This is a genomic window from Micromonospora sp. NPDC006766, assembly GCF_040636055.1.
In the GTDB taxonomy this organism is placed as follows: domain Bacteria; phylum Actinomycetota; class Actinomycetes; order Mycobacteriales; family Micromonosporaceae; genus Micromonospora.
Map to the genome: position 1 here is coordinate 1 of NZ_JBEYIX010000096.1, position 8,959 is coordinate 8,959.

The 8,959-nt window shown below is 74.5% G+C and carries 2 protein-coding genes; both read left to right on the forward strand.

Annotated elements, in window-relative coordinates; translation table 11 throughout:
* Window positions 1–2,829 (forward strand): type I polyketide synthase (locus tag ABZ671_RS31980; protein WP_357865090.1); only part of this gene is annotated, 2,829 nt, incomplete at its 5' end.
* Window positions 2,829–8,959, forward strand: a 6,131-nt coding sequence (locus ABZ671_RS31985; RefSeq protein ID WP_357865091.1) for a type I polyketide synthase, incomplete at its 3' end; no start/stop codon positions are given. The genes ABZ671_RS31980 and ABZ671_RS31985, both read left to right, overlap by 1 nt.

Sequence of the window (8,959 nt, forward strand, 5' to 3'; positions counted from 1 at the left end):
TTCATCAACCTGCAACACCGCACCCGCCCGGAAGAGACCGAACTGCTCACCGGCCTGGCCACCGCCTGGACCCGCGGCACCACCATCGACTGGACTCCACTACTGGCCGGCGGACACCGCATCGACCTACCAACGTATCCCTTCCAACGCCGCACCTACTGGATCCAGCCGACCCCGGGGGCGACCGCCGACCTCGCGGCGGCCGGGGCCGAGCCGGCCGGGCACCCGCTGCTCGGCGCCGTGGTCCCGGCCCCGGAGACCGGCGGCGTCACCCTCACCGGCCGGCTCTCGCTGCGCGACCAGCCGTGGCTCACCGACCACCGGATCGGCGGCGTCGCGCTCTTCCCCGGCACCGGCTTCGTCGAGCTGGCCCTGCGTGCCGGCCAGGAGGTCGGCTGCGACCGGATCGAGGAGCTGACCATCGCCGCGCCGCTGGCACTGCCCGACCACGGCACCGTCAAGGTGCAGGTTGTGGTGGGCGGCCCGGACGAGGCCGGGCGACACCCGGTCGCCGTGCACTCCCGGCCGGACGCCGACGGCCCGGACGCCCCGTGGACCTGCCACGCGAATGGTCTGCTCGCACCGGCCGAGCCGGTCGACGCGGACCTGACCGCCTGGCCGCCGCGGGATGCCGAGGAGATCGACCTCGACGGCTTCTACCCGGGCATCGCCGAGGCCGGCCTCGGCTACGGGCCGCTTTTCCAGGGGCTGCGGGCCGCCTGGCGATCCGGCGACGACGTGTACGCCGAGGTCCGCCTCCCCGATGGCGCCCGTCCCGAGACGTACGGCCTGCACCCCGCCCTGCTCGATGCGGCCCTGCACACCGTCACGTTCTCCCCGGCCGGAGCCGACCGCGCGACCCTCCCGTTCGCCTGGTCCGGTGTCACGCTCGGCACGCCCGGCGCGGGGAACCTGCGGATCCGGCTCACCGCACTGCGCCCCGGCACGGTCGCGCTCCAGGTGGCGGACAGCACCGGCCGCCCGGTGCTCACGGTCGGCTCGCTGGCCCTGCGCGGGATCTCGACCGAGCAGCTCGACGCGGCCGGCGGCCAGTCGGCACTGTTCCAGCTGACCTGGGTGCCGATTCCGGCCGGCGAGACGGCGGCGGCACCGCCCGTCGTGACGCTGCGGGTCGACGGCGGCGAGGACATCGCCGCGGTGCACGCGGGCACGCAGACGGCGCTCACCGCCGTACAGGAATGGCTCGCCGATCCGACGCAGACCGGGGCGCGCCTCGCGGTCCTGACCCGCGGCGCGGTCGCGATCAACGACGAGGACGCGCCGGATCCGGCGGCCGCGGCCGTGCGCGGGCTGATCCGTTCCGCGCAGGCGGAGCACCCGGACCGGATCCTGCTGGCCGACACCGACGGCAGCGTCGACCTGGCCGCCCTGCTCACCCTGCCGGAACCGCAGGTCGTGGTGCGCGACGGCGTGGTCTACGCGGCCCGCCTGACCCGGGCCGCGGCGAGCGGCGAGACGGCCGGGGCCACCTTCGGCCCGGACGGCACGGTCCTGGTCACCGGCGGCACCGGCGCGCTGGGTGCCCTGGTCGCCGAGCACCTGGTCGCCGAGCGCGGCGCCCGCGACCTGCTGCTGGTCAGCCGGCGCGGCGCCGCCGCACCCGGCGCCGCCGACCTGCGCGATCGGCTCACCGCGGCCGGGGCGATCGTCCGGATCGAGGCCTGCGACACCGCCGACCGGGACGCGCTCGCCGCGCTGCTCAACGGTGTTGAGCTCAGCGCGGTGGTGCACACCGCCGGCGTGGTCGACGATGGGGCGTTCACCGCGCTCACCCCGGACCGGCTGGCCGCCGTGCTGCGGGCCAAGGCGGACGGTGCCGCGCACCTGGACGAGTTGACCCGCGACCGGCAGTTGACCGCCTTCGTGCTGTTCTCCTCCGCATCCGCGGTGCTCGGCGCGCCCGGCCAGGCGAACTACGCCGCCGCCAACGCCTACCTGGACGCCCTCGCCGCCCGCCGCCGCGCCGCCGGCCGGGTCGCCCAGTCGCTGGCCTGGGGCCTGTGGGACGTCGGCGGCGGGATGTCCGGCGAGCTGTCCGTGGCCGACCGGCAGCGATTGGCCCGATCCGGGGTCAGCCCGATCGGCGCCGAGCAGGGCATGCGCCTGCTCGACGCGGCGACCGCCCGGGACGCGGCGACGCTGGTGCCGATCAACCTGGATGTCCGGGCGCTGGGCGCGGCCGAGGGCAGTGCCGGGGCGTTGTTCCGGGCGTTGACCCGGACGCCGTCGCGGCGTGCCACGGCCCCGGCGCCGGACGCGGCCGGTGCTTTCGCCCGGCGGCTTGCCGGGCTGCCCGCCGACGACCGGCTCGGCATGCTTGTCGACCTGGTCCGTACCCAGGCCGCGACCACCCTCGGCCATCCGGACGTCACCGGGGTCGAGTCCGGCCGCGCCTTCAACGACCTCGGGTTCGACTCGCTCACCGCGGTCGAGTTCCGGACCGGACTGGGCCAGGCGGTCGGGCTTCGGCTGTCCGCCACGCTGGTCTTCGACCACCCGACGCCCGCCGATGTCGCCCGCTATCTGCTCGCCGAGCTGGCCCCGGCGGACGAGCCGGCCGACCGGGACGGCGAGGACGAGGTACGGCGGATTCTGCTCGGCATCCCGCTGGCCCGCCTGCGGGACGCCGGCCTGCTCGACGCGCTGCTCCAACTGGGCGGCGGCAGCGCGGCACCCGACGACGCCCCGCCGGCACCGGACGGCGCCGACGACACGTCGATCGACGAGATGGACACCGATGCCCTCATCAGCATGGCCCTCAGCGGCCTCGATCTGGACGACGCGCACACGGGAAGTGGGAGCTTCTGATGGCTGACTCAGCGGACAAGGTGGTCCAGGCGCTTCGGGCGTCACTCAAGGAGACCGAACGGTTGCGGGCGCAGAATCGCAAACTGACCGCGGCGGCGCGCGAACCGATCGCGATCGTCGGCATGGCCTGCCGGTATCCCGGCGGGGTCGCCTCCGCCGACGACCTGTGGCGGCTGGTCGCCGACGGCGTCGACGCGATCTCCGAGTTCCCGGACAATCGTGGGTGGGACGTCGACGGCGTCTACGACCCCGAGCCGGGCAAGGTGGGCCGCACATACAGCAAACACGGCGGGTTCCTGTACGACGCGGACCGGTTCGACCCCGCCTTCTTCGGGATCAGCCCGAACGAGGCGCTGCTCATGGACCCGCAGCAGCGGCTGCTGCTGGAAACCTCGTGGGAGGCGTTCGAGCACGCCGGCATCGATCCGGCCGCGCTCAAGGGCAGCTCGACCGGCGTCTTCGCCGGGATGATGTACCACGATTACGCGGCCAACAACAGCACGGGCGCGAACGCCTCCGGGCGCGTCTCGTACGTGCTGGGCCTGGAGGGCCCGGCCGTCACGGTCGACACCGCCTGCTCGTCGTCGCTGGTCGCGCTGCACTGGGCGATTCAGGCGCTGCGCTCCGGCGAGTGCGAACTGGCCCTGGTCGGCGGTGTCGCGGTGATGGCCACACCGGAGGTGTTCGTCGAGTTCAGCCGGCAGCGCGGGCTGGCCCCGGACGGCCGATGCAAGTCGTTCGCGGGCAGCGCCGACGGCACCTCCTGGGGCGAGGGGGTGGGCGTCCTGGTCGTGGAGCGGCTCGCCGACGCCCGCCGCAACGGTCACCGGGTTCTCGCGGTGGTCCGCGGCTCGGCGGTCAACCAGGACGGCGCGAGCAACGGCTTCAGCGCCCCGAACGGCCCGTCCCAGCGCCGGGTGATCCGGGCCGCGCTGGCCAACGCGCAGCTCTCCGGCGACCAGGTCGACATGGTCGAGGCGCACGGCACCGGCACCACCCTCGGTGACCCGATCGAGGCGCAGGCGCTGCTGGGTACGTACGGGCAGGACCGCCCCGACGACCGCCCGCTGTGGCTCGGCTCGATCAAGTCGAACATCGGTCACACCCAGTCGGCGGCCGGGGTCGCCGGCATCATCAAGCTGGTCCAGGCCATCCGGCACGGGACGATGCCGCGCACCCTGCACGTGGACACGCCCACGCCGGTGGTGGACTGGGACGCGGGTAACGTACGCCTGCTCACCGAGCCGGTGGAGTGGCCCGAAGTGGACCGGCCGCGCCGGGCCGGCATCTCGTCGTTCGGCATCAGCGGCACGAACGCGCACGTCATCATCGAGCAGGCGCCGGCCGAGGAGCCCGTCCCGCCGACCCCGCCGGTCGCGCACACCCTGGTGCCGGTCACCGTCACCGCGAAGTCCGCGGCGGCGCTGCCCGCCCAGGCCCAACGGCTGGCCGGCCTGCTCGCCGGCGGCGCGCCGCTGCGGGACACGGCCCGCGCGCTGGTCACCGACCGGGCGGTGTTCGAGCACCGTACGGTCGTCCTCGGTGCCGACAACGACGAGGTCGTCGCCGGTCTCACCGGCGCCGCGCCCGCCGTCACCGGCACGGTGACCGGCGGCGGCACCGCGGTCCTCTTCACCGGTCAGGGCTCGCAGCGGCTCGGCATGGGCCGCGAGCTGTCCGAACGGTTCCCGGTCTTCGCCGAGGCGTTCGACGCGGCGCTGGCCGCGCTCGACCGGCACCTCGACCGGCCGCTGCGCGACGTGCTCTGGGGCGATGACGCCGACCTGCTGGCCCGGACCGGGTACACCCAGACCGGCCTCTTCGCCTTCGAGACGGCCCTCTACCGGCTGCTCGAATCGTGGCACGTGCGGCCCGACTACCTGGCCGGCCACTCGGTCGGTGAGATCGTCGCCGCGCACGTGGCCGGCGTGCTCTCCCTGGACGACGCCGCCGCGCTGGTCGCCGCGCGGGGCAGGCTGATGCAGGCGCTGCCGTCCGGTGGCGTCATGGTCGCCCTGGCCGCCTCGGAGGAGCAGGTCCGCCCGCTGCTCGACCCGGCCGTGGACATCGCCGCCGTCAACGCCCCGAACGCGGTCGTGGTCTCCGGAACCGAGGAGGCCGTCGAGGCGCTCGTCGCCCAACTGGACGTTCGGGCCACCCGGCTGACCGTGTCGCACGCGTTCCACTCGCACCTGATGGACCCGATGCTGCGCGACTTCGCCGACGCGCTGCAGGGCATCACGTTCCACCCGCCGGCGATCCCGATCGTCTCCGATGTGACCGGCGCGGTCGCCGACCCCGACGTGCTGACCACCCCGGGCTACTGGGTACGGCACGTCCGGGAGGCGGTCCGCTTCGCCGACGCGGTGACCACCCTGCACGACGCCGGCGTCCGGACGTTCCTGGAGGTCGGCCCGGACGCGGTGCTCACCGGGATGGCGCGCCAGTCCCTGGACGACGACGCCACCGCCGTCGTCGCCCTGCAGCGGCGTAACCGCCCTGAGGAGCGGGAACTGCTCACCGGCGTGGCCACCGCCTGGACCCGGGGCGTCGCCGTCGACTGGACCGCCCTGCTGCCCGCCGGCCGGCGGGTCGACCTGCCGTCCTACGCGTTCGACCAGCAACGGTTCTGGATCGAGGAGTGGGACTTCAGCGACGCCTGGACCGGTGGCACGGCCCGCCGGCTCACCGCGGCCGGCCTGACCCGTTTCGAGCACCCGCTGCTCGGCGCGGTCGTCGCCGCCCCGCAGTCCGGCGGGGTCGTGCTCACCGGCCGGCTCAGCCGGGACCGGCACCCGTGGGTCGCCGACCACGAGGTGCTCGGCAGTGTCCTGTTGCCCGGGACCGGCTTCGTCGAGCTGGCCCTGCGCGCCGGTGAGGAGGTCGGCTGCGAGGTCCTGGAGGAGCTCACCCTGCGTGCGCCGCTGGTGCTGGCACCGGACGGGGCCGCCGCTCTTCAGGTCGTCGTGGGCGGGCCGGACGCGTCAGGACGCCGTACGGTCGATGTCTTCTCCCGGACCGACGGCCCGGACCAGCCCTGGGTGCAGCACGCCGCCGGCGTCCTCGGCGCCGCCGGTGCCGGAACGCCGCCGCCGGACCTGACGGTCTGGCCACCCGCCGGCGCCGAACCGGTCACCGTCGACGGCGCGTACGACCAGCTTCTTGAGATCGGATACGCCTACGGCCCGATGTTCCAGGGCCTGCGTGCCGCCTGGCGGCGCGGCGAGGAGCTCTTCGCCGAGGTCGCTCTCCCGTCCACCGCGTACGAGGAGGCCGCCGCTTTCGGCGTGCACCCGGCGCTGCTGGACGCGTCGATGCACGCCGCGATGCTCGGCGACCGTGGCGCGACCGCCCCGGACGAGCAGACGCTGCTGCCGTTCGCGTGGAGCGGCGTCACCCTGTACGCGGCCGGTGCCGCCTCGGTCCGGGTCCGGATCGTCACGCCGACCACCGACAGCATGTCCTTCGCCGTCGCCGACGAGCAGGGCCGTCCGGTGCTGACCGTGGACTCGCTCGTCTCCCGCCCGGTGTCGCCGGCCCAGCTCGCCCCCGCGCAGTCGGGTGCCGAGCAGGCCCTCTTCGGCATCGACTGGCTGCCCGCGCCCGGGGCGGTCGCCGTCAATCCGAGCTGGGTGACCCTGGGCGCGGAACGGGACCACCCGGACCTGGCCGCCCTGCTGGAGTCCGGCGCGTCACCGTCGATCGTGATCGCACCGGTGGCCGCGCCCACGGACGGCGCGGTGCCGGCCCGGGCGCTGGCGCTGGCCACCGAGGTGCTGGCCCTGGTGCAGGGCTGGCTGGCCGAGCCGCGCCTGTCCGGCTCGCGGCTGGTCGTGCTGACCCGTGGCGCGGTGGCGGTGCGGCCGGGCGAGGACGTCGATCTGGCGGTGGCGCCGGTGTGGGGCCTGATCCGGGCCGCGCAGGCGGAGAACCCGGACCGGTTCGTGCTGCTGGACGCCGACGGTGAGGTCACCGACGGGATCCTCGCCCAGGCGTTGGCCGGCGGTGAGCCGGAGCTGGCGGTCCGTGCCGGGCAGGTACGGGTGCCGAGGCTCGCCCCGATCACCGATGTGCTTGGTGGTTCGTCGTGGGACCCGGACGGCACGGTGCTGGTCACCGGTGGCACCGGTGGGTTGGGTGCGATCGTGGCCGAGCATCTGGTGCGGGAGCACGGGGTACGTCGGCTGGTGTTGACCAGTCGTCGTGGTCCGGCCGCGCCCGGTGCGGTCGAGCTGTGCGCGCGGTTGGGGGAGCTGGGTGTCTCGGTCGAGGCGGTCGCGTGTGATGTTTCGGATCGGGCTGTGTTGGCCGGGTTGCTGGAGCGGATCGGCGGCGGGCTGACCGGGGTGGTGCACGCCGCTGGTGTCGCCTCGAACGGGCTGGTCGTCGACCTGACCGCCGAGCAGATCGCCACCGTCTTCACCCCCAAGGTCGAGGCCGGCTGGCATCTGCACGAGCTCACTCAGGGTCTGCCGTTGACCGCGTTCGTGCTGTTCTCCTCGGCCGGTGGGCTGGTGCTGGCCGCCGGGCAGGGCAACTACGCCGCCGCGAACGTGTTCCTCGACGCGCTCGCCGCGCACCGGCACGCCGCCGGGCTGCCGGCCACCGCCGTCGCGTACGGCCTCTGGCAGTCCGAGACCGGCATGAGCAGCCTGATGGACGACGGCCACGTGCAGCGGTTGGCGCGGCTCGGCCTGCCCGCCCTGCCCACGGCGGACGCCCTCGATCTGCTGGACCGCGCGGTCACCAGCGGTCGCGGCGCCGTGGTCGCCGTTCCGGTCGACCGGCAGGCGCTGCGCAAGCGCACCGACGACCTGCCCGCGCTGCTGCGCGGCCTGGTGCCCGCGGCCCGCCGCCGCCCGGCCGGACCGGCCGCCGGCGGTTCGTCGCTCGCCCGGCAACTGGCCGGCCTGGACCCCACCCGGCGGGAGGACACCGTCCTGGAGTTGGTCCGTGCGAGCGTCGCCGCAGTCCTCGGGCACGCCTCGGCGGACGCGGTCGCGGCCGACCGGGCCTTCAAGGACCTGGGCTTCGACTCGCTCTCCGCGGTCGAGCTGCGCAACGCGCTGAACACCGCGACCGGACTGCGGCTGTCGCCGACGCTGGTTTTCGACCACCCCAGCGCGATCGCGGTCACCCGGCACATCCTGGAAACGATTTCCGGTACGGACGAGGAGCCGCTGCCCACGCCCGGGCCCGCCCCGGCCGCCCTGGACGACGACCCGATCGCGATCGTGGGCATGGCCTGCCGCTACCCGGGCGGGGTCGCCTCGCCGGAGGACCTGTGGCGGCTGGTCGCCGACGGGGTGGACGCGGTGGGCGGGTTCCCGGCCGACCGTGGCTGGGATCCGGGGGTGCACGACCCGGAGCCCGGCAAGCCGGGCAAGACGTACGCCAACGAGGGCGCGTTCCTTTACGACGCGGCCAGGTTCGACCCCACCTTCTTCGGTATCAGCCCGAACGAGGCGCTGCTCATGGACCCGCAGCAGCGGCTGCTGCTGGAGACGGCGTGGGAGGCCCTGGAGCGGGCCGGCGTCGACCCGGCCGGGCTGCGCGGCACGCCCACCGGCGTCTTCGTCGGGCTGATGTACCACGACTACGGCGTGGACAGCACCGGCGGGTCGCTGGTGTCCGGCCGGATCGCGTACACCCTGGGCCTGGAGGGGCCCGCGATCAGTGTGGACACGGCCTGCTCGTCGTCGCTGGTGTCGCTGCACTTCGCGATGCAGTCGCTGCGCAGCGGCGAGTGCTCGCTGGCCCTGGCCGGCGGCGTCGCGGTGATGGCGACCCCGGCGATGTTCGTCGAGTTCAGCCGGCAGCGTGGGCTGGCGCCGGATGGCCGGTGCAAGTCGTTCGCGGGTGCGGCCGACGGGACCGGTTGGGGTGAGGGTGCGGGCCTGCTCCTGCTGGAGCGGCTTTCCGACGCGAAGCGTAACGGGCACGAGGTGCTCGCCGTGATCCGTGGTTCGGCCGTCAACCAGGACGGCGCCAGCAATGGCATGACCGCGCCGAACGGGCCGTCGCAGCGCCGGGTGATTCGGGCCGCGTTGGCGAATGCCCGGTTGACGGCGGCGGATGTGGATGTGGTGGAGGCGCACGGTACGGGGACCACGTTGGGGGATCCGATTGA